At 68.8% G+C, this 25,475-nt stretch carries 20 protein-coding genes; 11 read left to right on the top strand and 9 right to left on the bottom strand.

The genetic code is table 11. The features are described 5' to 3' along the window. Positions 1-775 precede the first annotated feature (775 nt). Positions 776-1,213, bottom strand: a complete 438-nt coding sequence (locus ME121_RS33625; protein ID WP_432442971.1) for a hypothetical protein — start codon at positions 1,211-1,213, stop codon at positions 776-778. A gap of 197 nt (positions 1,214-1,410) precedes the next feature. Between ME121_RS33625 and ME121_RS13315 the strand changes: the two genes are divergently transcribed. Continuing rightward, positions 1,411-1,863 (top strand): LexA family protein, encoded by a 453-nt coding sequence (locus ME121_RS13315; protein ID WP_024827431.1) that lies wholly within the window; start codon positions 1,411-1,413, stop codon positions 1,861-1,863. Then, positions 1,860-3,188 carry a Y-family DNA polymerase gene (locus ME121_RS13310; RefSeq protein ID WP_059408978.1) on the top strand — a complete coding sequence of 443 codons (1,329 nt, stop codon included), beginning with the start codon at positions 1,860-1,862 and terminating at the stop codon, positions 3,186-3,188. Before ME121_RS13315 ends, ME121_RS13310 begins: the two co-directional genes overlap by 4 nt. Before the next feature lie 466 nt (positions 3,189-3,654). Here ME121_RS13310 and ME121_RS13305 read toward each other — a convergent pair whose 3' ends face one another. From ME121_RS13305 to ME121_RS13290, 4 genes are all read right to left on the bottom strand, one after another. Beyond that, positions 3,655-4,245, bottom strand: coding sequence for a hypothetical protein (locus ME121_RS13305; RefSeq protein ID WP_089231086.1), 591 nt, complete (start codon positions 4,243-4,245; stop codon positions 3,655-3,657). An 18-nt stretch (positions 4,246-4,263) separates the two neighbouring features. Next, positions 4,264-5,439: a zinc-dependent alcohol dehydrogenase gene (locus ME121_RS13300; protein ID WP_024827434.1), complete on the bottom strand. Its 1,176-nt coding sequence runs from the start codon at positions 5,437-5,439 to the stop codon at positions 4,264-4,266. A gap of 494 nt (positions 5,440-5,933) precedes the next feature. Then, entirely contained in the window at positions 5,934-6,185 is a 252-nt protein-coding gene (locus ME121_RS13295; RefSeq protein WP_024827435.1) for a hypothetical protein, read from the bottom strand. Between the two features lie 234 nt (positions 6,186-6,419). Further along, positions 6,420-7,580, bottom strand: a complete 1,161-nt coding sequence (locus ME121_RS13290; RefSeq protein ID WP_024827436.1) for a peptidoglycan-binding domain-containing protein — start codon at positions 7,578-7,580, stop codon at positions 6,420-6,422. A gap of 82 nt (positions 7,581-7,662) precedes the next feature. Here ME121_RS13290 and ME121_RS13285 point away from each other — a divergent pair, with 82 nt between their 5' ends. The 3 genes from ME121_RS13285 (at position 7,663) to ME121_RS13275 (ending at position 10,143) form a co-directional block, all read left to right on the top strand. Further along, on the top strand, positions 7,663-8,025 hold the full coding sequence (locus tag ME121_RS13285; RefSeq protein WP_012329961.1) for a hypothetical protein: 363 nt from the start codon (positions 7,663-7,665) through the stop codon (positions 8,023-8,025). A 108-nt stretch (positions 8,026-8,133) separates the two neighbouring features. Beyond that, positions 8,134-9,231 (top strand): hypothetical protein, encoded by a 1,098-nt coding sequence (locus ME121_RS13280; protein ID WP_029361341.1) that lies wholly within the window; start codon positions 8,134-8,136, stop codon positions 9,229-9,231. A 66-nt stretch (positions 9,232-9,297) separates the two neighbouring features. Then, the gene (locus tag ME121_RS13275; protein WP_059408977.1) at positions 9,298-10,143 is read left to right on the top strand and encodes a Crp/Fnr family transcriptional regulator; all 846 of its coding nucleotides are present in this window, start codon (positions 9,298-9,300) and stop codon (positions 10,141-10,143) included. A gap of 74 nt (positions 10,144-10,217) precedes the next feature. On the opposite strand, the gene ME121_RS33620 is transcribed toward ME121_RS13275, so the two are convergent. Continuing rightward, a complete protein-coding gene (locus ME121_RS33620; protein WP_210383152.1) occupies positions 10,218-11,990 on the bottom strand; it encodes a PAS domain S-box protein in 1,773 nt (590 codons plus the stop codon). A 1,167-nt stretch (positions 11,991-13,157) separates the two neighbouring features. On the opposite strand from ME121_RS33620, the gene ME121_RS33615 reads away from it, so the two are divergent. The 5 genes from ME121_RS33615 to ME121_RS13245 all read left to right on the top strand — a co-directional run bounded on the left by ME121_RS33615 (position 13,158) and on the right by ME121_RS13245 (position 20,018). Further along, the gene (locus tag ME121_RS33615) at positions 13,158-13,865 is read left to right on the top strand and encodes an SRPBCC family protein (protein WP_089231091.1); all 708 of its coding nucleotides are present in this window, start codon (positions 13,158-13,160) and stop codon (positions 13,863-13,865) included. An 11-nt stretch (positions 13,866-13,876) separates the two neighbouring features. Then, the gene (locus ME121_RS13260; RefSeq protein WP_053621562.1) at positions 13,877-15,046 is read left to right on the top strand and encodes a zinc-dependent alcohol dehydrogenase; all 1,170 of its coding nucleotides are present in this window, start codon (positions 13,877-13,879) and stop codon (positions 15,044-15,046) included. Between the two features lie 44 nt (positions 15,047-15,090). Continuing rightward, positions 15,091-16,221, top strand: coding sequence for an SMP-30/gluconolactonase/LRE family protein (locus ME121_RS13255; RefSeq protein WP_059408976.1), 1,131 nt, complete (start codon positions 15,091-15,093; stop codon positions 16,219-16,221). A gap of 605 nt (positions 16,222-16,826) precedes the next feature. Further along, positions 16,827-19,376 (top strand): HWE histidine kinase domain-containing protein, encoded by a 2,550-nt coding sequence (locus tag ME121_RS13250; RefSeq protein WP_059408975.1) that lies wholly within the window; start codon positions 16,827-16,829, stop codon positions 19,374-19,376. A gap of 180 nt (positions 19,377-19,556) precedes the next feature. Next, on the top strand, positions 19,557-20,018 hold the full coding sequence (locus ME121_RS13245) for a low affinity iron permease family protein (protein ID WP_059408974.1): 462 nt from the start codon (positions 19,557-19,559) through the stop codon (positions 20,016-20,018). Positions 20,019-20,106: 88 nt separating this feature from the next. Here the strand turns inward: ME121_RS13245 and ME121_RS13240 are convergent, their stop codons facing one another. Beyond that, complete coding sequence (locus ME121_RS13240) at positions 20,107-22,086, bottom strand: AI-2E family transporter (RefSeq protein ID WP_024827446.1); 1,980 nt, start codon at positions 22,084-22,086, stop codon at positions 20,107-20,109. 291 nt (positions 22,087-22,377) lie between these two features. Continuing rightward, complete coding sequence (locus ME121_RS13235) at positions 22,378-22,797, bottom strand: hypothetical protein (protein WP_012329951.1); 420 nt, start codon at positions 22,795-22,797, stop codon at positions 22,378-22,380. Between the two features lie 59 nt (positions 22,798-22,856). On the opposite strand from ME121_RS13235, the gene ME121_RS33610 reads away from it, so the two are divergent. Beyond that, positions 22,857-23,723, top strand: a complete 867-nt coding sequence (locus tag ME121_RS33610) for a hypothetical protein (protein WP_182179837.1) — start codon at positions 22,857-22,859, stop codon at positions 23,721-23,723. An 878-nt stretch (positions 23,724-24,601) separates the two neighbouring features. On the opposite strand, the gene ME121_RS13220 is transcribed toward ME121_RS33610, so the two are convergent. Then, positions 24,602-25,348 (bottom strand): MauE/DoxX family redox-associated membrane protein, encoded by a 747-nt coding sequence (locus ME121_RS13220; protein WP_012329948.1) that lies wholly within the window; start codon positions 25,346-25,348, stop codon positions 24,602-24,604. Positions 25,349-25,475 lie beyond the last annotated feature (127 nt).

Here is a 25,475-nt window from a genome sequence, read left to right as displayed (position 1 = left end):
ACCCTTCCACATCGGCCGCGAGGCGCCCCCCTGAGCTGTGGGCGGCACTGGCTCGCGCCGGCTGCCGTCTCGCACGACCGGGAAGCGGACGCGCAGATCTGCATGGAGCAGCGTCCGCGCCAACCTCCTGTGTCTGGATCCCCTCTCGCATTCGGCAAGCGGAGATCCGAGGCACACTCGCCTTTCGCGCACGTGACAGTCCCTAAACCTAGGGGCCGACGAGTGATTGCCGATGTCGAGGGATCAGCGACTGCTTTCGCACGCCGGCTGATGAACAGGATATGGCGGGTGCCACCGCGGATCCAAGAGCCTCAACACTCTCGGCAGGCACTTCACAGTGCGCCCGCAGCAACTGAGCTGATGTGGGCATGTGCGAAGCGATTACAAGAGGCTCGAGCTTCTTGTTGGCCGCCGTTTCAGGCGCCCCGGTCCGCTCGGTCTCAGATGGGGTTCCATGGCTCTGCTCCGAGAGACCCTGACGCCAATCATTCAGGACCACAGCACGCTTTCCCGTTGCGGGCTTCGACGTTGGCGATCATGAGTGATGCAGGGCAGCTCTTTTCGAGCATCGCTCGAAGCAGGGAGCTTCTCAGCCGCATTGCATCCGCAGTTGGCGTTTCGCCTCATGCGTTTCTGAGCGGTGAAGCCCATGGGATTGAGTCCAGTGAAGCATGTGAGCTGCTGCAGCTCTGGTACGGGTTAGAAGACCGCCGGGACCGCCAGAAGCTACTCAAGTTCGCCCGCGCACTCTCATCGCACGAGAATACCCTGTAATCTACGTGCAGGCTGGCGATGGGCTCACGTCGCCGACGTCGGGCAGCCGGCTATAGGTCTCGGCCGGCGCCCCTCTCCTACGCCGCTCGACCTCACCTTGGGCGATGTGTCGCTTGGCGCTGGCAATCAGAAGCTCGCGGCCGGCAACGGCAAGCTCGTCAGCCCGCATGACGCCGACATCACCGATGGTCAGCCACCCTGCAAGCTCGCGGCGAGATCTTCGGGATCTCGCCCCATTGGCGATGATCGTGATGACGTCCGGCCCGACGGTCTCGTCGGCCAAGACCTTCGGCGCCGCCGCGCCCGGCATCCGCTTGGCCATGTTCTCCGCCTTCTTCACCGCCCCGCTCTCGGTCTGCGCCGGCTCCTGCCGGGCCGGGCGCAGCCGCTTCCGATGCACCTCGAAGCGCTGCACCACGAACGCCGTCGTCCTCGCCATCGTCGACCCTCACCTGTCCAGACCTGCCGAACGCTCTTCGCCGACCGCGCGAGCCGCTTAAGATCCAGCCCAAGCAGGCGTTTTCGATCCGAGTTCACATTCGTCCACCGGCCGGAAAGAAACATCTCGCCCGCAGATTGAACCGAGCCCGCGCATGGGATTTGTTCCGCATTCGTTCCAGAACGGCGGAGCCACGGGTGCACCTCAACCGGATCGACGGACTGCTGGTTGGGAGCCCGGACGCCGTCCGCGTGCCGCTGATCGGCCAAGCCCTGTGCGCCGGCTTCCCGTCGCCCGCCGATGACTTCCTCGAGGGCGCGCTCGAACTGCCCCGCTGGCTCGTGCCGAACCCGCCCGCCACCTTCCTGTGGCGAATCAGCGGTTCGTCGATGGAAGGGGCCGGCATCTACGACCGCGACCTCGCCTGCGTCGATCGCAGCCTCAAGGCGGGCCACGGCAGCATCGTCGTCGCGGCCGTCGACGGCCAGATGAGTTGCAAGCGCCTCGTGATCGACGGCAACGTCGCCCGCCTCGCCTTCTGCAATCCGGACCTGCCCGCCTTCGCGGTCGACGAGCTCGGCGAGGGCGTGATCTGGGGCGTGGTGCGCTTCTCGATCCGCTGGCATGTCGCCCGCGGGCAGCTCTTGTGAGCACGCTGGAAGCCCGCCGGCGCGACCGGATCGGCGGCGGCCGCGCCGTGGCGCTGATCGACGGCAACAGCTTCTACTGCGCGTGCGAGCGCGTGTTCGACCCGAAGCTCGCCACTGTCCCGGTGATCGTGCTCTCGAACAACGACGGCTGCGCCATCGCCCGGACCAGCGAAGCCAAGGCGCTCGGCATCAAGATGGGCGACCCGTACTTCAAGATCCGCGACCTGTGCCGGGCACGGGGCGTGCGGGTGTTCTCGTCGAACTACACCCTCTACGGCGACATGTCGGGGCGGACCAACGCGGTGTACCGGCAATTCAGCCCGCAGGTGGAGATCTACTCCATCGACGAGAGCTTCCTGAACCTGTCGGACGTGGCGCCGGGCTTGCGGGTCGAGCTCGCGCGCGACCTGCGCGCCACGGTGCGGGCCTGGACCGGGATCCCGACCTGCGTCGGCATCGGCCCGACCAAGACGCTGGCCAAGCTCGCCAACCACATCGCCAAGAGCGTTCCGGTTCTCGGCGGCGTGTGCGACCTGACCGACCCGGCGGCCTACGCGCACTGGCTGTGCCGGATCGACGTCGGCGAGGTCTGGGGCATCGGCCGGGCCTCGCTCGCCAAGCTCCGGGCGATGGGCGTCGAGAGCGTGGCGGACCTGCGCGACCTCGACCCGCGGCCGGTGCGCAAAGGCCTGACCGTGGTGGGCGAGCGGATCATCTACGAGCTGCGCGGCGCGGCCTGCCTGCCGCTGGAGCTGGTGCCGGCGCGGCGCAAGGGCTGCGCGGTGACGCGCTCGTTCTCCAGCCGGATCACCGAGCGGGCGGTGCTGGAGGAGGCGGTGGCGGCGCACGCGACACGGCTCGGAGAGAAGCTGCGGCGCGAGGGGCTGGGCACCGATCACGTCACGGTCTTCTACCACACGAGCGAGCACGACCGGGACGAGCCGATGCGCTCGGTCTCGACGACGGTGCAGCTGCCGGAGCACAGCTCCGACACGCTGGCGCTGATCAAGGCGGCGCGGCACGGGGTGGCGCGGACCTGGCGCGAGCCGGGCGAGCGGCCGTGGCGGTACTCGAAGGCCGGGATCGTGACGAACGACCTCGTGACGCTGTCGCACAGCCCGCGGGCTCTGATCGGCACGTTGGACCGGGCGCGATCCGGACCGCTGATGGCGGCGATGGACGCGTGCAACGCGCGCTGGGGCCGCGGCGCCGTCGTGCCGGCGCGGGCCGGGCTCGTGAACCGGCGCGACTGGACCACGAAGTTCGAGATGCGCACGCCGCGCTACACGACACGGGTCGGCGAACTGCCGGTCGCCCATGCGTGAACGGCTTCCGCAGTGCGTGGGTGACCGCTGAGGTGGATAGGTTGGGTCGGTAGGAGGCCGTCCGTTATTCCGGCGCTCTTTCCCCGAAGCGGACAGGCCGCTTTCGGCCGGACCGCGTCACGCCGAAGCGTCATCGCGCGCAAGATCGGACATTCAGCTTCGCACCCGTTCCCGTCGCTGATTCGTCGAGGGGTGAGTTCCTGAAAGCAGACATAAATGGATTTTCATCCACAACCGCATAACCGCACCACGCGACATGCCATCGTAGATTTGCGACAACCGAAAAATGGGCCCGGGTACAGCTGCACGCGTATAGATGGTTGGTGGGCGATACGCCCGTGAGCCGCCCAGCTCAGGAAGAGCACAAACAATTCGGCTCATCGAGGCCAATCTGGACGGTGCCGGCTCGCTCACGCGACGCGGTCAGCCGCCCAGGTAAAGGGGCTCTGCTCCGGACAGCCCTGCCTCAAGCTGCAGTCGTCTTCTTCGACACCGCGGCGAGAGCTGGGGCGTGTCGAAGGTCGGACGGTGTCTTGAAGTCCCGGGCGGCACCGCGGGATGCCTGGACGCCGCGCGGAAATCCGCTGCGATCCCGGTAGGAGCGTTTGCGGCCCACCGCGCGGCTGTGCCGCGCCGTGCTGGTCTGCGCGTCGATCAGGTCAACCGCCGTGATACCGACCAGCAGCGCCAGGGCAATGGCGACATTGCCGCGCTTCGGGTTGTCCGGCCGCAGCGCCGTCAATACGGTCGCGATGTCGAGGCCATCGCCCGCGACCCGGCTCCAGAGCCCGACGTTCTTGTCGACCGACAGCGAGAGGATGCCGCTGCCGATCTCCCGGGCACCGTAGACGCGCACCAAGGCCTCCTTGCCCTCCATCCCCAGCGCGCGCGTGATCCGCCCGGGCGCCAGGAGTTCCGTGAGACCCAGCCCGAGGCTGAACCAGCCCAGCCCCTTCGCGAGGCTGTCCGGCACGCCGCGCGAACTCGGCCCGGATCGAAGCACCTTCGGATCGCCCTCTGACCGCGTGATGTTCGAGAAGCTCGTAATGTTCGTCATGATCTTCCTCGCGAAGGGTCAGGGTTTGAGAACGACCTTGATGCAGCTGTCCTGCTTGTCCCGGAACGTCCGGTACATCTCGGGTCCTTGATCGAGCGGCACCTCGTGCGTGATGACGAAGGAGGGGTCGATCTGCTCCTCCTCGATCCGCCGCAGGAGATCGCCGGTCCAGCGCTGGACGTGGGTCTGTCCCATGCGGAACGTCAGGCCTTTATTCATCGCCGCGCCCATCGGGATCTTGTCGACCAAGCCGCCGTAGACGCCCGGGATCGAGATCAAGCCGCCCGGTCGGCACACGTAGATCATCTCGCGCAGCACATGCGGCCGGTCGCTCTCGGCGAGGAGGATCTGCTTGGCCCGGTCATAGACCGTGTCCGGCAGGGAAGGTGTGACGTGGCTCTCCATGCCGATGCAGTCGATGCACTTCTCGGGACCCTCGCCCCCGGTCAGCTCGTTGAGGCGCTCGACGACGTTCTCCTCGTCGAAGTTGATGGTGATGGCGCCCCCGGCCTCGGCCATCTCCAGCCGCTCCGGCAGGTGGTCGATCGCGATGACCTGCTCGGCGCCCAGCAGAATGGCCGAGCGGATCGTCATCTGGCCGACAGGCCCGCAGCCCCAGATCGCCACGGTGTCGGTGGGCTGGATGTCGGCCTGTACGGCCGCCTGCCAGCCGGTCGGGAAGATGTCCGAGAGGAAGAGAAGCTTCTCGTCAGGGATGCCCTCGGGCACCTTCTGGACCGTCGCGTCGGCGAACGGCACGCGCAGATACTCGGCCTGGCCGCCTGGATAGCCGCCGGTAAGATGCGAGTACCCGAACAGGCCCGCCGTGGTGTGGCCGAAGACCTTGTCGGCGAGGTGCTTCTTGCGGTTGCTCCGCTGACAAACGGAGAAATAGCCGCGCTTGCACTGGTCGCACTCGCCGCAGACGATGGTGAAGGGCACGACGACCCGGTCCCCCTTCTTCACCTTCCCATTGAGCCCGCGCCCGGTCTCGACGACCTCGCCCATGGTCTCGTGGCCCAGGACGTCGCCCGGCAGCATCGCGGGAATGAAGTTGTGAAACAGGTGCAGATCCGAGCCGCAGATCGCGCAACTCGTCACTTTGACGATGACGTCGCGCCCGTCCTCAATCTCCGGATCGCTGACGGTGTCGCAGCGGATGTCCTCCTTGCCGTGCCAGACTAGGGCTCGCATTGCCGTCTTCTCCTATCGGCCGAGGGGCGGGAGCCAGATCCGGCGGTACGACCGTTCCGGACTTGGGCGCTCGCGGGGATGGGGTCCGTGTTGCAACGAGGCGAACCGGGGACCCATCCGCCCCGTTCCTGCGGACAATCCCCTAGGAGACCTCCGGCGTGGGCAGGCGTCCCGGTCCGGGAAAGGATTTCCGGCGCGGCGTCTGAGATCCGCGTCAGGTTGACGGAGGAATCGACTTCGCCTGCAGGACGCGGGCCGCCATCGTCGCGCCTCGTGGGTGTGGCGGCGATCCGTCGAGACGCCACCGTCTGGTCCGGTCGAGAGCTGCCGCAGGCGCGCCGGGCTCTTCCGCCGCGGAACGGCGCTCGCCGAGTCCCGCGGCGCGAGGACCGCGCCAGCGGCGAAGCGTCTCCCGGCATGTTCTCGGGCGAGGGCATCCGTCACGGCACCGCCCGGCGGAGCCATCCAAAGCTCGACACTTCGCTCGCGCGCCGTCAGAGCTGATCGCTGCCGGTGCCTCGAGACGTCGATGGCGGATCGCATCTCCGGACGAAGGCCTGTGTGGCCCGGATCGAGCGCAGGGTGCCTGGATCTGCCCCGCGCTCCAGCGCCTCGCGCTCGAAGGCGCGCAGTTGCTCCAACAAGTGGAGACGGCCCTGGGGAACCGAGCTTGGCAGCCGCTCCTGCATAAGTGCGACCAGTCTGCGCATCATCGGATCGTCGACGGCTCTGGGTAGGCTCTGCATAGAGCACCTCGTTCGGGGCGGCCGACCGGTCCGGCCGATCACGCGACGCTCGACTTCGCCGGATCGGGCAGATCTGACTGCCCGCCAGAAGGATCAGATCGTGCCGCCTGCGCCTCCGACCCGGCTCCCGTAAGAGCCGGGTCGGATCGTGCGATGCGCGCTGCGGGGGCGAAGGCCTGTCGAAGCGCTTCCGAGAACGAGGCGCCGGCGGCGGGCCACCGCCCCCAACTCCGGCTAGCGTGCGCCCGGCGCTGCGTGCGCGTCGCCGCCCTGGCCGGCGGCCGCGTCGGATTTCGCGGTGCCGCCATCCGCACCGCCCGATGCGGCGGCGCCCGAACCGTTGAAGGACCCGGTGGTCTGTGGGTTCGGATTGCCCGGCGTGTTCGCACGCGCCGTCATGCCGCCCATGAACTCGCCCCGCTCCCAGCGCGACATGCCGACCGTAGCCAGCAGGTTCGTGGTCAGCGTGCCGGTGGGCTCCAGGCCCTGCGCCTGCTGGAAGTGCGTCGCGGCGATCGTCGTGTCGTTGTTCCAATTGCCGTCGAGGTGGCCGGCCGCGTAACCCCGCTGGTTGAGCACCTGCTGGATCTGCCGCACACCGTCGGCATTCATGGACAGCGGCTCTCCGGGGCTGTCCGTGCGCTCCACGGCGATGCGCTGGTTGTCGACCTGCCGATCGCCACCCGAGCCGGTCGCCTGACTCGGCTGTGGCCGTGCCGCGTTTGCGGCCTGCGGGCCTGTGCCGTGCCCGGCCGAGAAGATGGAATCGGTCAGGCCGAGGGCGGCAACGAGGCCGACCTCGAGCCGTCCCGTCGGCTCGAGCGCATGCGCCTGCTGGTAGCTGCGCGCCGCCTGGACGGTCGCGGGGCCCCAGCGGCCATCCACCTGTCCCGTGTTCCAGCCCTGCTGGTTCAGCGCCTGCTGGATCTGCCGGATGCCGGCCGGGCTGACGTAGAGGGGCGTCCCGCGGCTGTCCGCGCGCTCGACGACGATGCGCTGGTTGTCGGCCTGCTTGGTGCCTTGATCACCGCCCTGTCCGCCCTGCCGGTCGCGGTTGCCGAAGATGATGTCCTGTTCGAGACCGAGACCGTAGACGAGCGGGATGGTGAGCGAGCCGGTCGGCTCCATGTTCTGCGCCTGCTGGAAGCTGCGCGCCGCCGCCGCGGTCTGCGGGTTCCAGCGGCCGTCGACATTGCCCGTGCTGTAGCCCTTCTGGGTCAGGGCCTGCTGGATCTGCCGCACGCCCGCCGAGCTGACGTAGATCTGTGTGCCCTGCCCATCCGGCTGATCCTGCGTGACGCGCTGATTGCTGACAGACGATTGTTGAGCCTGCGCGTTACCGCCGGCCAGGGCCACGATCATCGTGCTCGCGAATAAGACCTGCTTCAGTTCCATAAAGACCTCCTGATGTGGACTTATGGCTGAACCGGGCCGGCCTGCACCCGTTTCCTGCGGACGAATCCATAGGAAGTATCCGATGCGGGCGCATTTCTCAGACCGCGCGCGAATTTATCGGAGGATCGGATCGAATCCGCATCGAACCTACGGAGATGTCCGGATCCTTGTGGGCGACGCCGACCGTTACTTCTTCTCCCACGCGCGCCGCGGCTGGCCGCTGGCCTGGAGTGGCGCCATGATCGATCTTGTCCCGGATGCGGACCGTGATGCCTGCGCGCGCGAAGCCGCCGCGGCCATCGAAGCGGTGCTCGACCACCGGTGCCCGGAGCTGAAATGCGCGTTCTGGGGCGCGGTCGAGAAGCGATACCGGCTCGACACCGAGTCCTGCGGGCGGCTGCCGGCCGAACCGAGCGCGTCTCTGGATGCTCGGCCGCCTGCCTGATCCCGACAGGGATTATCCTAAGGATGGATCGCAGGAACGGGAACGGCGACGGCCGGTTCGCGACGAGAGTGGCGCCTACGGCGCACAGGACCTCGCGACAGGCTGATCATGGTGTCCGTTCTCGAACGCGCGTCGGGCGTCCTCGTGATGGGGATCGTTCTCCTCGACGTCTTCCTGACCGTTCTCTACGCCCGCATCGGCACCGGCCTGATTGCCGAACGGGTCGCGCATCTCGCCTGGATGGCCTTTCGCCGCGCCGCCGAGGCGACCGGGACGCACCGCGGGGCAGTGCTGTCCTTCTGCGGACCCGTCATCCTCCTCCTCTACGTCCTGTTCTGGGCCGTCGGCCTGACCCTCGGCGCCGGGCTCATCATCCATCCCGGGCTCGGGACCGGCGTGCAGGCGGCCAGCGGCCCGACACCCGCGGACTTTCTCACCGCGCTCTACGCCGGTGGCAGCAGCATGGCGATCGTCGGCGCCAGCGACTTCAAGCCCACGACAGACGCCTATCGGCTCGTCTACTTGGTGAATTCGCTGATCGGCATGTCGGTGACCTCGCTGGTCCTGACCTACGTCATGCAGGTCTACGGCGCCCTGCGGCAGCGCAACGCGCTCGGCCTTCAGCTTCATATCCTCTCGGCGGGCACCTCCGACGCGGGAGAGCTGCTGGCCCGGCTCGGACCGCGCGGGCAGTTCAGCGGCGGCTACAGTCACCTCGTCTCTCTCGGCCAGGGGATGGCCGAGATGAAGGAGACTCATCACTTCTATCCAGTGTTGTTCTACTTTCGCTTCCGACAACCTTACTATTCAGTCTCGGCGCAAGCTTACCTCGCGCTCGACACTGCGTCGCTGATCCGCAGCACCATCGCGGGCGAGGACACGGCATGGTTGAAGGAGGCCGCAGCGATCGAGGCACTCTGGCGGGTGGCCCAGATGCTGGTCGTCACCCTGGAGGCGACCTTTCTGTCGGTTGATCCGGCAGTCGTGACGGGCGTCGATCCGCTTGAGCGGCAGCGCTGGCGCACCCATTGGGAGGCGGCGGCATCCCGGCTCGCCGAGGCCGGCATCGCGGTCGCCCGAGACGAGGCAGCGGCGCAGGCCTATGTCGACCTGCGCGCGCGCTGGTGGCCGCACATCGCCCGGCTTGCGCCCGCGATGGCGTATCGGAGCGAAGACATCGAAGCGCGCGGATCGGAGAGGTCCTAAGGAACGGGCCGGATGTACGTCCGGCGCCGGGACAGGTGAATAGGGCCCGTCTTCGGAGAGGCCCTTATGGAGACCGTCGTCCCCATGACCGTCACGGATACCGCCGTATCCAGGCGTATTCGTCCGCCACGGCCGTCGGCTCCGGTAGGAAGCGAACCCAGATCCGCGCTGATCCGCAAGCTCGAGGGGCTTGCCCCGCTCACGGTGCCGGATCGGGCGGCGCTCGCGGGCTTGACTCGGTATGTTCGGCCGATCGCGCGGCACACCGCCCTCGTGGAGCAGGACGGCGTGGCCGAACATGCCCTGATCGTCGCGGCCGGCTTCGCCGGCCGGCTCAAGCGCTGCGCGTCGGGCCGGCGCCAGATCCTCGCCTATCTCATCCCCGGCGATCTCTGCGACCGGGGCGCCATCCACGGCTACCCCCTGGACCACACGATCGAAACCCTGACCCCCTGTCGGATCGCCGAGGTCCCGCGCGCGGTCTACTTCGACCTGCTCGACCGGCATCCCGGTATCGCGCTGGCGCTGCAGAGGGCGAAGCTCACCGAGGAGGCGACTGCCCGCGAGTGGATGGCCAATATCGCCATGCGCTCGGGTCCCGAGCGCATGGCCCACCTTCTGTGCGAACTACTGGAGCGCCTCGGGTCGATCGGCGAGACCGCGGCCGGGCAGTTCGATATGCCGCTGACCCAGAGGGAGCTGGCCGAAACGCTCGGTCTGTCGAGTGTCCACGTGAACCGCGTGCTGCAAGTCCTGCGGCGCGACGGATTGATCACGCTGCGCGGACGTCGGCTGCGGATCCTCGCGCCGCGCCAACTTCGCCAACTCGCAGAGTTCGAGGCGGGGTATCTCTCGCCCTCGTACCGGGCGCGGGGCGCCGGCACTCGCAATGGTGTGCGACCACCGGCCTGACGCAACGCCGATCCCGGCTTCCGCGACGCCACTTCCGTATCCGCCGCCGCTGCGAGGTGCCGAGCGGACCGCATCTACCGGCCGCCGGGCTCGGCCTTGCCGCCCTCCTGCTGGGCGGGGCGCACGCCGGCCGCGGACGCGATGAGGACGGCCTCGGGCAGGGTATGGGCGCCGAGCGTCTCCATGAGCCGCGCCCGATGGATCTCCACCGTGCGCGGGCTCAGGCCCAGCGTCCGGGCGATGGTCTTGTTGGTGCCGCCCGCGAGCAAGCCCTCCAGCACCGCGCGCTCGCGCCCGGACAGAGCCGCGATCCGATCCTGAGACTCGTCGAGCGCGCGCGACCGCTCGGCGACGTCGCGGATCCCGGCCAGAGCCGTCTTCACGGCGAGGAGCAGCACCTCCGTTGTCCAGGGCGCTTCGAGGAAATCGACCGCCCCCGCCTTCATGGCGCGCACGCCGATCCCGACATCGCCCCCGCCCGCCCCGACCGCCACGACGGGGAGGTGCGCGCAAGACGCCTTCAGCTGGCTCGCGGTCACGAACGCGTCGGTTTGCTCCAAGTCCAGCACGACGCAGCCCGGCATCAGGGAGCCCGCCAGCTTGAGGAGGGCCTGATCGCTCGCGAAGGCCTGAACGGCGTACCCGGCGGCCTGCAGGGCACCGACAAGCGCGTGCCGGGCATCCTCCCCGCCCGTGACCACATAGGCACGCGGGCTGGTCACGACGGTGACGTCCTGCGCGATCCCACCCACGAGCCGGACGCGGCCGTGCTCCGCCGGGATCGGGAAGAATGTATCGCGGATCCGGCGCACGGCGTGGTCCGACGCGCGCAGGATCCGGTACTCCAGAACCACGGTCTCGCCGTCGCCGACACGCTCAAGCGCGTGCGCCGCGGCGTCACGGTCCTCCGGGTGGACGCTCTCGAGCCAAGCCGCGAGATCCGGCATATCCGCGCAGGGCATGCCCCAGACCTGGACAAAGGCCGGGCTGAGGTAATCGAGTCGCCCGCTCGTCAGGTCGGCGAGCCAGAGGACGTTTGCCGAATGCGCGGCGTAGCGCCGAAATCGGGCCTCGCTCTCGCGCAGAGCCGCTTCGGCGCGCTTCTCCCGATCGACGTCCTGCACCACAACGATGGCTTGCCGAACAACGCCATCGCCTCCGTGGACCGGAATGCCGCTGATGCGCATCCAGCACTCGTCGCCCTCACGGGTTCGGTGCAGGAAGCTCATGTTCTTCACGAGTTCGCCCCGCATCGCCCGCGCGAAAGGGTAGTCGTACGGGCTGACGACCCGGCCCTCCGCGTCGAAGCCCGTCCAACGCGGCTGCACCTCCGGATCGAGAGAGGGCGGCCAGCCGTCAGGGAGGAATCTGCGATAAAGGGGATTGGTGATCAGGGCTTGCCCGTCGGCCCCGAAGAGTCCGGCCCCGAAAGGGAGATGTTCGATCAGGGCCTCGAAGCGCGCTCGGTGTGCCTCGATCTCCTGAATGGCGCATCGGAGACGCCGCTCCGTCAGGATCCGCGCGGTGGTTTCATGAACGTGACAGAGGACGCCGCGCACGCTGCCGCGCTCGTCCCGAACCGGCGAGTAGGCGAACGTCCAGAGACTCTGCTCCCGCGTGCCGTGGTGATCCACCGTAACGGTGTAATCCTCCAGATAACTTGCCTCGCCCCGCAGCGCTCGCTCCATCACAGGCCCGATCTGGTCCCAGGCCTCTTCCCAGACCTCGGGGAAAGGACGCCCAAGCGCCTCGGGCTTGATGCCGAGGATGGGTCGGTACGCGTCGTTGTAGAAGCTGATGAGGTCTGGTCCCCAGGCGAGGTAAGTTGGAAAGGCCGAGTTGAGCATGCTGCTCAATGCGTGCCGCAATGCGTCCGGCCACGCCGCGATCGGGCCGAGCGACGTGGCTGTCCAGTCACGCTCACGGATGCGGACGGCGACTCGACCGCCTCCCGTGAGGAAATCTCCGGATCCCACGTCGGCTTCCTCACTGGCTTCTGTCGACGTGGCGGATCAGAGCTCGGCCCCGGTCTACGATCATCATGGCCCACCACATCATTGAATCCGTATCGGTCGGCGGAATATTAAATATGTTAGCTTGATGATCCTGAGTCCGAACAGGCGCCAGCCGACATGGGCCAAAGAGGGCCGGTAACCATCCGTCGATGCCAGATAAGCTTGCCTGGATCTGCCGCTGCGGCGTTTCGGTCAGAGGCCTTCTTGCCTCCGCAGGGTCATTGTTTTCCAGAGCCGCGCCGCTCGGGCTCTGATCGCGTCGGGAGCTGAGCCAGCGGGGGAGGGGCGGCAATTCTGCCCCAGGTCCCGATCCTGCACGGGTCCACCCACCGGATGAGGTTGGCTGAACGTTGACATGCCGCCTTCGCGGATCGCCGGCTCTCGCCGGCCGCTCCGCGCGCGACCCCGCTGCTTACATGGCGTGATGCTGCGCCCCCGGCCCGGACAGGCGCTCGGAATGCATCCGACGCCTTCGGCCGTGTCCCGCGCACCGTGTTCCGCACGGGAGGGCTAGAGCACGATCGCCCCTCGGGACACCTCAGCGCGGATCGCTCGACGTCCATGCCTGCGCGCGGTGTGCTCGACCGCATGCTCGACGGCGGCACCGACACGAATATCGCCGGGCGGGGAAACTACGATCCGTATACGGTTGCGTGGCACCGCGCGCCTGACGGACCGGCTCGGCGCCGAGATGCTGTCCGAGCTCGTGGCTCCGGCCATGACCGCCCGACGGCGTTCGTCAGGCCGATGCCCGCCAGATCCCCGCGCGAGGATGAGCGATCGATGAACGGAGGTCGGCGCTGCGCCGACGCTTGCCCGCTCGCGCAACGGCCGGGAACATCCCTAGGGTCACCCCTTATCAAACCCGGGTCCTCCAGCCGCTGTTGTCCAAACGCGAAACGGCCGAGCAGATCGGAGCGGGTCGCTCCGCATCCCGCTACGCCGCCGGACCATCACGCAAGTCCGCACTTCGCAGCACTCTGACCAAGGGGGTGACCCGTGGATGATCGACACGGAAACGGCAGACCGCGCGACCCACGGGGGCATGATCGGGTTCCGGCCGGCTCGCGCGCGCACGCCGGGCATGGCCTCGGTGGTGTCGGATGGGCGCTGGCCGGTGCGGCTGGGGCAGCGGCTCTTGCCATCCTCGGCGCGCAGCAGCTCGGTCAGCCGGGTCGAGGGCGTGCGCGAGAAACCGACGCTCCGCACGGCTGGGGCGATGAGCCCGAGGTCGAGTCTTCCATCACCGTCGAGCGCCCGGCCGACGAACTCTATCGGGTCTGGCGAGATCCGCAGACCCTTCCGCGCATCATGGCGTTCTTGGCGGAGATCCGCCCGAGCGGACACGGACGGACCGAGTGGCGCGCCGACGGCCCGCTCGGCCAGAGCCATGCCTGGGTCATGCAGATCACCGAGGAGCGGCCGGGCGAGCTGATCCGCGCGAGCGCGGACGGCGGCAGCGCGCTCGTGACCGCGTGCGAGGTCCGCTTCCGCGCGGCTCAGGGCGGCCGCGGCACGGTCGTTACGCTGCGCGTCCGCTTCGATCCCCCCGGGGGCATGCTGGGCGACGTGGCCGCCCGCTTCTTCGACGGCGTCGTGCCGAAGGAACTCGCGTCGAAAGCGCTTCACTACTTCAAGAGCCTTGTCCTGACTGGCGAGGTCCCCACCACCGATCGTCAGCCGGCGGCCCGGCGTGATTCCCGCTGAGGAGCTTGGACATGCGCGCGCTCTACTGGAACGGCGTCAACGACCTGCGCGTCGGAACCGTCAAGGATCCCGAGATCGTCAACCCGCGTGACGCCATCTTGAAGGTCAGGTTGTCGACCACCTGCGGCTCGGACCTGCATTTCATCGACGGCTACATCCCGAGCATGAAAGCCGGCGACGTGATCGGCCACGAGTTCATGGGCGAGGTCGTCGAGGTCGGCACGGAGGTGCGGCAGGTGAAGAAAGGCGACCGGGTCGTCGTCCCCTCGTTCATCGCCTGCGGTGAATGCTGGTATTGCCAGGAGAAGCTCTTCTCGCTCTGCGACTGCACACACCCGAAGCCGGAACTCCAGGAGCCGCTGCTCGGCTATCCGACAGCCGGCATCTACGGTTACACGCACGCTTTCGGGGGTTATGCGGGGTCGCACGCCGAGTATATCCGCGTGCCGCATGCCGACGTGGACTGCTTCAAGGTGCCCGACGGCGTCGCGGACGAGACGGCCTTGTTCCTCTCCGATGCCGCGCCCACGGGCTACATGGGCGCCGATTTCTGCGGCATCCGGCCGGGCGACACGGTCGCGGTGTGGGGGTGCGGCGGCGTCGGCCTGATGGCGCAGCAGAGCGCGCGGCTGATGGGCGCCGAGCGGGTGATCGCGATCGACCGCTTTCCCGAGCGGCTGCGGATGGCGCGCGAGCACGCCGGGTCCGAGACGCTCGACTACACGCAAGTGCACAGCGTCCTGGAGGCGTTGAAGGAGATGACCGGCGGGCGCGGGCCGGATGCCTGCATCGACGCCGTCGGGATGGAGGCGCACGGCACCGGATCCCAATACGCCTATGACCGCGTGAAGCAGGCGCTGCGCCTGGAGACGGACCGCGGGCAGGCGCTGCGCGAGGCCGTCATGGCCTGCTGCAAGGGCGGCACGCTGTCGGTGCTCGGCGTCTACGGGATGATCGACAAGTTCCCGATGGGCGTCATCATGAACAAGGGCATGACTTTGCGCACTGCCCAGCAGCACGGGCAGGCCTACATGGACCGGCTGCTCACGCATGTCGCGAAGGGAGAGCTCAATCCGGCCTACCTCGCCACCCACCGCTTCTCCCTCGAGGACGGACCGCGCGGCTACGACATGTTCAAGCACAAGACGGACGGCTGCGTGCGCGCGGTGTTTGCGCCGTAGCAGCCGCTGCCCACCGCGAGCCCGCACCTGCCGATGAGGGGATCATGAAAGGCTTCGCAGCCCCTGCAGCCATCACCTTTGCGTTGGCGCTCCACCTCAGCAGCGCGTCGCTCGCGCAGCAGAATGACGCTCCGAGGCCGGGTGGAGCGGGGCGGCTGCAGCTCGTGGCAAGATTTGAGCACCAGGTGACCGGGGTGACGGTCGCGGCGGACGGGCGCATCTTCGTGAATTTCCCCCGCTGGACCGAAGATGCCCCGGTCTCCGTTGCCGAAATCACGGGCGACGGCCAAGTAAAACCGTACCCGAATGTCGAATGGAACGCTTGGCGGAACGTCAAGAATAACGAACTCACGCCGCATGACCACTTCGTCTGCGTGCAAAGCGTCGTAGCCGACGGTCGCGGAAGCCTCTGGGTGGTCGATGCCGCGGCTCCGGCGACCGCGCGCGTCGTGCCGGGTGGACCGAAGCTCGTCCGGATTGACCTGAAGGCCAATCAGGTCGCGCAAACCATCCCGTTCGCCGACGCGGTGGCGCCCCAAGGCAGCTACCTCAACGACGTGCGCTTCAGCCCAGATGGACGGCGCGCGTACCTGACAGATTCGGGCGCGAAGGGCGCGCTCGTCGTCGTCGATCTCCAGAGCGGTGACGCGCGCCGTGTCCTCGACGGACATACCAGCACGCAACCGGAAAGCGGTGTGGTGGTGAGCACGGACGGACGGGAATTGCGCCGGCCCGACGGCCGTGGCGTCGACTTCGCGGCCGATAGCATCGCGCTCTCCCCCGACGGTCGTCATCTCTACTGGAAGGCACTGACTGGCCGGACGCTGTATCGCGTCGCGACCGAGGCACTCGACGATCCGCGCCTGTCCGGGAGAGAGCTGGAAGCCCGTGTCGAGCGGGTCGGCGCCATGGAGCCCACGGACGGCTTATGGATCGACAAGAGCGGGCGGCTCTACCTGAGCGCCATCGAGGAGAACGCCGTGAAAGTCCGGGAGAGCGGTCGCGACACGACCCTCGTGCAAGACGACCGGTTGCGCTGGCCCGACACGTTCGCCGAGGGACCCGACGGCACGATCTACGTCACAAGCTCGCGCATCCAAGACATGAGCTGGTTCAAGCCCGAGAATGGCCCGCGCCTCACGACGCACCTGTGGCGTATCGAAGGGAAGCGGTGACGCGAGGATCGGAAAACGGCGGTAGAGCCAGTCCCTCCGGCAGCCTACAACGCCGGCTCGAACGATACAGGTGATTCATCAAAGCCGGGCGTGTGAGAGCAGTCCTGTACACCGGACCTCGCGACCCGGTGATGCAGGGCGGCTCCATAGGACTGACATGAATCGGCGGGAGCCCGTCAACTTATCCGGTAGGCCCGCTCCGAGGCTGTCGCTCCGTTCAAGGGCAACGTTAGCCGCCTGTGTAGATGTTTCCGACGGGCGGATATTCGCCGGTCCACTTTTCGAGCATCACGGCTTCGCCGTGGCCCGCGAGGCCGCGCGGCGATGGCCGAAGACATGGCGATCGTCGTCGCCTCGGACCGGGCGTATCCAGGCCACAGCGAAATGCGCGAAGGGGCGCTTGATCGGCAAGCCGTTCCTTGCCGGGATGGTGCACGACCACCTCGCGGACATCCTGCCCGACGGGCGCAAGCCGTCCCCGCGGCGCGCTACGGCTTGACCGGCCGACGACCGAGGTTAGGCGGATACCTTTGCCGCCCCTCCGCATTACTCGAACGATGACGAGATCGAGTGTGGACCGGGATCCGCGGAGCGATAAGCGGCGCATGGACGCGAGCACGGAAGAACAGGAGCCGCCGGTCGATCTGACCTCCTGCGACCGCGAGCCGATCCACGTGCTCGGCACGGTGCAGCCGTTCGGCTTCCTGCTCGCGGTCTCCTCGGACTGGATCTTGGTGCGTGCCAGCGCCAACGCCCAAGAATGGCTCGGACGTCCCGCGGAGGACCTCCTGGGCCTGCCGCTCGATGCGATCGTCGATCGGGAGGCCATCCACCTGCTGCGCGGCCACCTGCAGACCCTGCGCGGGCCCGACGCCGTCGACCGGGTCTTCGGGGTCCGCCTCGTGCCGGACAAGCCCGTCTTCGACATCGCGCTGCACGTGTCCGGCGGCGCCATCATCATCGAGGCCGAGCCCAGCGCGCCGGAGCACCTCAGCGCCGGCAACCTCGTGCGCAACATGGTCTCCCGCCTGCAGCAGACCGCGGAGTTCGAGCCGCTCTGCCGCGAGGCCGCTCGACAGATGCGGGCGCTCACCGGCTTCGACCGGGTCATGGTCTACCGCTTCGCCCCCGACGGCTCGGGCGAGGTCATCGCCGAGGCCGTGCGGTCCGGTCTCGACCGCTATCTCGGCCTGCATTACCCGGCCTCGGACATCCCCAAGCAGGCCCGCGCGCTCTACGAGCGGAACTGGTTGCGTATCATCGCCGACGTCGATGCGCCGGCCATCCCGGTGATCCCGCCGCACGATCCCGCGGGCGAGCCCCTCGACCTGTCGCTCTCAACCCTGCGCACGGTGTCGTCGATCCATCTCGAGTACCTGCGCAACATGGGCGTGGCCGCCTCGCTGTCCGTCTCCATCCTGCGCGACGGCCGACTCTGGGGCTTGTTCGCCTGCCACCACACCGAGCCGCGCCACATCTCCCTGGAGCGCCGCACCGCCGCCGAGCTGTTCGGCCAGATGTTCTCGTGGATCCTGGAGAGCCGCGAGCGCGAGGTCCTCGCCGCCCAGGAGGCGCTGGCGCGCGAGACGCACAACCGCCTGATGAGCGCCATGGCTTCGGGCGGTGCCGGCCTGGAGGGGCTGGCGGATTTCGCCGATGAGCTCTCCGGCATTGTGGCCTGCGACGGGCTGGGCCTGTGGGTGAACGGCGAGGTCACGCTGCAGGGCATGACACCGACGCGCGAGGAGTTCACCGGCCTCGTGCGCTTCCTCAACCGCACGGCGGCGAGCCGGGTCTACGCCACGGACGAGATCGGGCGGTTCCACGAGCCTGGCCGCGACTTCAACGAGCGGGCGGCCGGGATGCTGGCCGTGCCCGTGTCGCGCACGCCGCGCGACTTCCTGGTGTTCTTCCGCAAGGAGGTGGCGCGCACCGTAACGTGGGCGGGCAATCCGGAAAAGCCGGCGAGCCTCGGTCCGAACGGCGTCCGCCTGACCCCGCGCAAGAGCTTCGAGGCGTGGCGGGAGGTCGTGCACGGCCGGTCGCTCCCCTGGACGGATGCGGAAGCCCGCACGGCGGAGGCGCTGCGGGTCACGCTCCTGGAGGTGATCCTCCGGCTCAGCGACTCGGCCGAGCGCGAGCGCAAGGAAGCGCAGGAGCGGCAGGAACTCCTCATCGCCGAGCTGAACCACCGGGTGCGCAACATCCTCAACCTGATCCGGGGCGTGGTCACCCAGAGCCGGGCCAGCGCCGGCGATGCGGAAGACTTCACCGAAGTGGTCGGCGACCGCATCCAGGCCCTCGCCCGGGCCCACGACCAGGTCACCTCCGCCAATTGGGGACCGGGTTCCCTCGCCGAGCTCCTCACCGTCGAGGCCGCGGCCTACCTCGGCGCCAAAGCGGACCGCGTCGTCCTCGACGGCGTCGATGTCCTGCTCGAACCACAGGCCTTCACGACCATGGCGCTCGTCGTGCACGAGCTGATGACCAACTCGGCCAAGTACGGCGCGCTGAGCGACAGCGGCGGCCGGGTCGACGTTCGCTGGGAGCGGGACGGCTTCGACAGCCTCGTCGTCCACTGGACCGAGACAGGCGGCCCCGCCGTCAAGGCCCCGACCCGGCGGGGCTTTGGCTCGACGATCATCGAGCGATCCGTCCCCTACGAGCTCAAGGGCGAGGCCGAGGTCCGCTACGCGCTGACCGGCTTGGCCGCGCGGCTCTCCATCCCGGCCGCCTTCGTCCGGGCCGCGCCGCCTCGGGCAGTGCGGGCCGCGAAGCCTGAGGGAGTCCAGCCCGTCTCGTTCGACGGGACCGCGCTGGTTGTGGAGGACAACATGATCATCGCGCTGGAGGCGGAGGAGGTGCTCAGTGCGCTGGGAGCCGAGGCGGTCGACATGGCGGCCTCCGTCCGGGAAGCGCTCCGCTTGATCGACGCATCGCCGCCCGACCGCGCGCTCCTCGACGTGAATCTCGGGGCCGAGACGAGCGTCGCGGTCGCCCGCCGGCTCGCAGAGCTCGGCATCCCGTTCGCGTTCGCCACCGGCTACGGCGAGAGCTTCCAGGTCCCGCCCGACCTGGGCGACGTGCCGGTGATCAAGAAGCCCTACGGGGCTGACAGCCTGCGACAGGCGTTCGGTCGCTCCCCGCGGCGCTGAGCCCGGGATCCTATCGGCCAGGAGCGGGAGGCACGGTCTCGGAGCGCCCCCACGCCCGGCCTCGCGGTCTCGTGGTGGAACGGTCCAAGCACGTTCGCCGTATCCGTCGTCCGCCGGCGGAACGCTCCCGGGGGCCGCGGGGCTCAGGCGTGCGGCCGAAGATGGTCGGAGGTCGGGACGGTGACTACGCTGAAGGGTTTCGCGGAATTCTCCTCACGGGTCGCCCGGGCCGCTGGTCGGCCATCGACGTTCGCGACCAGCATCGGCCTGATCGTCGTCTGGGCGGTCACCGGCCCCCTGTTCGGCTACTCCGATGCCTGGCAGCTCGTGATCAATACCGGCACGACCATCGTCACCTTCCTGATGGTGTTTCTGATCCAGAACACCCAGAACCGGGACGGGGCGGCCATCCAGGCCAAGCTCGACGAGCTGATCCGGGCCAGCGCGGCGCAGAACCGCTTCATCGGCATCGAGAACCTGACAGAGGAGGAACTCGACGAGCTGCGCGCCCGTCTTGCGCTACACAATGGCGTCCGGCCCGGTGCCATCGCAGCGGCGGCCAACCAAGCCGAGGCCGCGGCAGACGCCAGGGCCCGCGAGGCGGCGGCCCGGGTCGCAGGGGCGCCGAACTACCCGAGCTGACGGGCCCGGCGATGCAGCTGCGGCGCGCGTCACTGCATGGGACCGAGCTCGGGAGCCCGGGTTCGGTGAACCGCGTCTGGGCGGCCCCTCATCGGATCATGGCGAAGGCCTCTCGATCCCCGACGCCCGGGCCGCGGGTCGCGCCTTCGGCCGCCCTGAGGCATGCCTCGACCGCGTCACGGAGCGAGGACACGTAGACGTCCGCTCCGACCTCCCGACCGAGCGCGGCGTCGGTGAGCACCCGCTCGCCGACCGGCCAGAGGCCCACCAGGACCGGGACGCCCGGCGCCCGGCGCCTCACCCGCTCCAGGAGATAGCGCAGATGCGCCGGGTTCCCGGTGATGTCGAGGTAGGAGATGCACACCATGGCGACGCCGGTCACGTCGAGGTCGCGGATGCCCTCGCGCGAGACCGCCCGGTAGGGCGTCACGCGCGCGCCGAGCCCGTGCTTGCGCAGCAGCTGGGCCAGCATCGCCGAGGAGGCCTCGTCGAGGGGGCCGCGCCCGGCCACGCACAGGACTGGTGCCTCCCCGCGCCACGCCTCAGGCAGTGTGTCCCGCGGCGGTGCCTGTCCCGGTACGGCCTCGGTACGGGTGTGGGTCCGCTCGGCCAGGGTCGGGGTCTCGCTCGGGTTCACCTTCTTGTCGTCGCCCGCGGGTGGCGCGTCGGGATGGTCCTCGAAGTCCTCCACCAGCGAGCGGGCCGAAGCGCGGATGTTGTCGAGTTGCGCGGGCGTCACCACCCCGCGCGCGAAGTCGTTGGCGGCGAGTTGCAGGCCCTTGAGCGCCACTTCGTCGTAATACGAGGAGAGCGAGCGGTCCTTCAGCATGGCCTCGGCGACCTCGCGCACCTCGTCCGGGTCGCCGGCCAGCATGCGCTGGTAGAAGTTCTCCACCGGCGTCAGTGGTGGCCGGTCGCCCAGCAGCACGTCGAAGAACTCCAGGCTGTCCACGTGGCGGCCGAGCACGACGAGGCAGACGGTGAACGGGGTCGCCAGGATCAGGCCGATGGGCCCCCACAGGAAGCCCCAGAACAGGGTCGAGACGATCACCGCGAAGGGCGAGAGCCCGGTGGAGTGGCCGTAGAGCAGCGGCTCGATCACCTGCCCGAAGAGCGGCTCGGCGACGAGGAAGAGCGCCGCGGTCGCGATGACCATCGACCAGCCCGGGTCGACCGCGGCCGCCAAGGCCACGGGCAGGATGCCGGAGGCGATGGCACCGATATAGGGGATGAAGCGCATGATCGCCGAGAACACGCCCCACAGGAGCGGGTTGGGCACGCCGATGAACCAGAGGCCGATCCCGACGATCACCCCGAACGTCGCGTTCATGCCGAGCTGAGCGAGGAAGTAGGTGCCGAGGCGGCCGGCCGCGTCGTCCATGGCCACCGTCGTGCGGTGCAGGTCGCTCGATCCGAACAGGCGGATCATGCGATTGCGCAGGTCCTCGCGCTGCAGGAGGAGAAACACGACCACGACGAGGACGATACCGACGTCGGTCAGCGGTGAGACGATGGGTCCCAGGACCTTCTCGGCCAGCGCGAAGGGCGAGGGCTCGGGCTGCTCCACGCGCACCAGTTGCGCCTTGGGCGTCTCGCCCGCCGGTCCGGTCGCGGCGGTCGTGCCGGCTGCGTCCGCCTTCTGGGTCACGTCGTGCACTTGGTGGTTGAATTTTTGGAGGATGCGGTTGGCCTCGCCCAGCCAGCCCTGCTGCAGGCCCGCGACCTTCCTCTGCACGGTGGCTTGATATTGCGGCAGGTTACCGGCGAGCCCGGCGACCTGGGTGCCGATGACGGCGGCGATGCCGCCGAGAACGCCGAGGGCCAGCAGGACCGCGACGATGACCGAGGGTACGCGCCCGAGCTTGGCCTTCCGCAGCAGGTTGACGACCGGCCCGAGGACGAAGCTGAGCAGCACGGCCAGGACGAGGGGGATGAAAACCTCGCGCCCGAAGTAGAGCGCCGCGACGAGCACGACGCCGACCGCGAGAGTCAGCAGCCCGCGCAGGCCCGGGACGAGCGGCGGCGGGACCTGGGCGGGTTGGCGTGGCAGGGCGTCGTCGACAGGCATGCGGCGTGAATTCCTCGTCGCTGCGCCGACCTCGTGCGGCACACCGTTGGGACAACCTCGTTGCGCGAGCTTCGGCTCATTCGCGGCATGGCCCGGCGATCGATGTCGTCACGCCTTTTCTCGAGCGCGTCGTCCGGGCCGAGCCGCTTCGAGTGGGAAGCTGGAACGGCAGCATGGACCGCACGGCCATCAGCGCGGCGCCGGCCCATCGGGAGTGTCGTCAGATGGTCGCCTCGTCCCACCCCATCGCCGGCACGCGCGCCCGCGAGTCGATCCGCCGGGACGACGCCGTCACCGGCCGGTCGTGGTGGTCGATTTCACCGGCTTCGACCCCGGCTCGTGCGCCATGGTCTTCGTGCGGGACTCCACCTCGCCGTCGCGGACCTTCGTCTTCGTGTGCGACTTCGAGAAGGTCCCGCCGTCGTGGGCCATCGCCTTCGACTGCCCGTTGAGTCCTCCGTTCCCGGTCCCGTTGACGTGCGAACGATCGTTGGTCTTGCCGCCCGCCGCGCTTCCGCCGGTCGCGAGCGACGAACCCGTCGACCCGTCTGCGCCGGTCGAGGTGCCGCCGGTGCCGACGGTCGAGGCCGACGTGCCGCCGGCCGCGGCCGAGCCGGCCGAGCCCCCGGTGGCGCTGGACTGGGCGAACGCGAGCGCCGGTGCGACGAGGAGCCCGAGGGCCGCGAGCGGAACGATGTGTTTGGTCGTCATGTGATCCTCACTTCCCCTTCGGGACGGTGACGACGCAGTCGCCGTCTCCGGTGGTCGTCATGGTCGTGCCGCCGGAACTCGAACTGGAGGCCGAGCTGCTGCTCGATCCGTTGCCGGACCTCGTCGTCACCGAGGGGCCGCCCGTGGTCGCACTGCTGACGCCGCCCGGACCGGCCGTGACGGAACTCGACATCGAGCCGGTGTCGCCAGCCCCGTCGGAATGCACGACCTTGCACGGCTTGCCGTTCGGGCCGGTGGTGACGGTCGTGCTCCCGGAGACGCCGTTCGGGCCGGTCGTGACCGTGCTGGTCTGGGCGTGGCCCGCGACCGAGCCGGCGAGAATGAAAGTGCCGCAGAGTAACGGCATGATCAGGCGAGGCATGTTCCGGTCTCCTCGAAGACAAGGAGGGCGCGATCCTCCCGGACCGCGCCCGGTGCTTGCACCCGCCGAGGGTCAGCGCTTGTTGTGGCCCGGGGCGTTCTCGGAGTTGCCGGGGCCGCTCTTGTCATGGCCCGGGGCGCTGCCCGACTTGCCCGCGCCGTCCGACATCCCGGACGAGGAACCGCCCGTGCCCATCGACGAGGAACTCGTGCCCTTGCCCGCCGAGGAACCGCCGGTGCCCATCGACGAGGACGAGCCGGAGCCGGAACCCGCGGACGAGCCGCCCGTGCCCACCGTGGAGGAGCTGGTCCCGCCGCCCGCCGACGAGCCGCCGGTGCCAAGCGTCGAGGACGAGCCGGAGCCGGAGCCGGTGCCGGAGCCCGAGGAGGAACCGCCTGTGCCCACGGTGGAGGAGCTGGTCCCGCCGCCCGCCGAGGAACCGCCCGTGCCGACGGTCGAGGACGACTGGGCGAGGGCCATGGCCGCACCGCCGATGACGAAGGTCGTCGCGAGGGCGGCGACGCGAACGTGCTTCAGCATGTAGAATCTCCGATTGAATGATCGTACGGCGCTGAAACGGGCAGATTGCGCAAACCGTTCCAGCAAAAACGGCAGTATCCGCGCACGATGCCAACACTAACGGCAGCGGAATGTGCGTGATTCATCGTGTTGAGCATGAGTGTGTCGCGAGGCGAAACCCGCTCTGGAGCCGGTTTTGCCTTCGAAGCGGCGGGCGTCGACTTGCGCGGGGTGGCCTCGCCCGAGGTCGGTCACGTGCTGGCGTGACGCGCGGCCAGGAACGGCGCTCCCGAAGGGACCGTTCCATCGTCGGCTGGGGCTTTATTAGAGAGCGAGGCCTGGTCGGCAGCCTGGACGGAAAGCGGCGATGCCACCGCCCTACGGTGTGCCGATGGGGCTTCGCGGCGGGGAGGGCGAGGCGCGGCCGGTCATCAAACCAAGCTGAGCCGGCGGCGGCCCGAAAACGCTTCGGTCATCGTCGACCCCGCGGCCGCTTCGGATGCCGCCTCACCAGCGGCCGCAGCCGTATCCGCCGAAGCCGACGTATCGGCGCTCCTCGCAGGTGCGCACGTCCCTGTGTCCGCAGCCGCCGAACCGCGGTGGCGGCGGGTCGGCCAGGGCGGGCTAGGGGGCCGCAAAGACGTCGCCCGCCAGCGTCATCACCCCGAGCACGGCCAGTGACAGTCCGCGAACCATCAAACGCCTGCCTCGTCCCCGGATGCCGCCGGTCACCGACCGGAGACGGTGCACGGGGCGGAGCGGTCCCATGGGGTACGTCCGCGAGGCTGGATGCCCGTCACTGGGCCGCGACCTCACGAAGCTTGGCCGCGACCTGGCATGATGCCTGCGCCATCGGCGACTGCGCACGGTTCAGGCGGCTCGACGGGCTGGCGTGGGCGGCGCTCAGTGGTGCATCGCCAGCATCCAAAGGGCCATCGCGACCATCATCACGTTCTCAGTCAGCGAGACGAAGCCGAGCGGCACCTTGCTCGCCCCGCCCACACAAGCGCATTTGATGTCTCGCTGATCGACGTAGACCGCCTTGAACACCGACACCGCCCCGACCGTGCCGATGAACAGGGCCACCGGGATCGAGATCCAGTTCAGCGCGCCCGCCACCATCAGGACACCCGCGATCCCCTCCAGAAACGGGTAGGCGTAGGCGTAGCGGACCCATCGCCGCCCGAGCAGGTCGTAGCCCAGGAACATCGAGGAGAACGACTCGACGTCCTGGAGCTTCAGCAGGGCGAGCACGCACATGCTGAAGGCGACGAACCACTCCGCCGCGCGCATCGTCAGCGGCGTGCCGTACACGGCGTAGCTGGCCGCCAAGGCCATCAGCGCCGTCATCGAGAAGACCGCGATGACGGGCGTGTAGGTCGGCTTGTTCGGATCGTTGGCGGCCTTGCCGAAGTGGCGCTGTAGGTCGTCGAAGCCGCCGACGCGCGCGCCGTTGATGAAGGTCTGCGGCGTCGACGTGACCTGGTGCTCGGCCTTGAAGCGGTCGGTCTCGGCCCGGTCGGTCAGGAGGTGATCCTCGACCTCGAAACCCTGGCGTTCGAGCAGGTCCTTGGCCTTCAGGCCGTAGGGGCACGTGTGTTCGGGGGTGACCATCCGGTACAGGACGGCCTTGCGGGCGGCTGACGGCATGGTCGGCTCCGGCTCGATGCGGGTCGGGAACGGCGTCGCTGCGCGACGGTGACCCGGTGGCAATTCGTCTTCTCGACGGACACCGCACGGCATTGGTTGCCCGACGCCGGCGCCCGACACTTCACAA

This window comes from Methylobacterium sp. ME121, from assembly GCF_000974725.1.
GTDB lineage: Bacteria > Pseudomonadota > Alphaproteobacteria > Rhizobiales > Beijerinckiaceae > Methylobacterium > Methylobacterium radiotolerans.
The sequence above is the reverse complement of the archived record's forward strand: the minus strand, read 5'-3'. Positions and strand labels throughout refer to the sequence as shown.